General features: G+C 55.7%; 1 protein-coding gene and 1 pseudogene. One reads left to right on the top strand and one right to left on the bottom strand.

Annotated features, from left to right (window positions below; translation table 11 throughout):
• A pseudogene (locus IVA82_RS04090) lies at positions 1-166 on the top strand (IS256 family transposase); the annotation flags it as partial.
• Positions 167-540: 374 nt separating this feature from the next.
• Here the strand turns inward: IVA82_RS04090 and IVA82_RS04085 are convergent.
• The coding region (locus IVA82_RS04085; protein ID WP_247493168.1) for a hypothetical protein at positions 541-809 on the bottom strand (269 nt) is incomplete at its 5' end.

Here is an 809-nt window from a genome sequence, read left to right as displayed (position 1 = left end):
TGCCGGTATGGCCTTGCGATGGGTCGCGGCCGGCATGATCGAGGCCAACAAGGGCTTCCGACGATTGAAGGCGCATAAGCAATTGTCGGTTCTGCGTGCAGCCCTTCAAGCTCACCACGATCGCATGACTATCAAGCCCGTTGCCCCCGTCACGAGGGCCGCGTAACATTCTTCTGGCAACGTCGGCCCGACGTAGTTCAACAGCGATCGGGACATCTCCTCTGCAACAAAATCCGCCCTTTGCAGAATTCCGGGACCGGCTCTGGCCAGAACGAACTTCAAACTGGATCAAGCCGTGGGGCTTGGTCAGTTCCGCCACAGCGGCTACGAGCTGACTGACCAGCGCGTAGCGCCGGCTACAATTGGCGCAAGTCGTATACGTGGCATTGAATAACGTTATTAATAAAATTATCATTAATAAAATTATCACAGAAAGTCGGCATCGTGAGCGTCACAACAATTAAATATAAAATGCTTTCGCGAGCAAGACGCGATTACAAAAAGCATGCCAATTCAGCCGATGTGGTCCCTGTGCTAGCATTACAGTTGCCGTTTTGCTTTGAGATGCGCGCGCTGAGCGGCAGCCTGGTGAGCTCTGCGCCAGAATGACCATGCGATGACATGCGCGGGTTGGATCCGCTTTCGAGCAAGCCTGATGGCGATGCGGCGGATTTCCTGGATTGACCAACGGATCAGCGGCGGCGTGGGTGTGCTTTGGCTTTTGCCGGGGGGCGGCGTTTGGTTTTTTTGGGCGGTGGCGGATTGGCGCGATGGCGGATCGCCGCCATCATGGCGAAGGCGAGCATCAC

Source organism: Bradyrhizobium sp. 142 (assembly GCF_023074015.1).
Classification (GTDB): domain Bacteria; phylum Pseudomonadota; class Alphaproteobacteria; order Rhizobiales; family Xanthobacteraceae; genus Bradyrhizobium.
The sequence above is the reverse complement of the archived record's forward strand: the minus strand, read 5'-3'. Positions and strand labels throughout refer to the sequence as shown.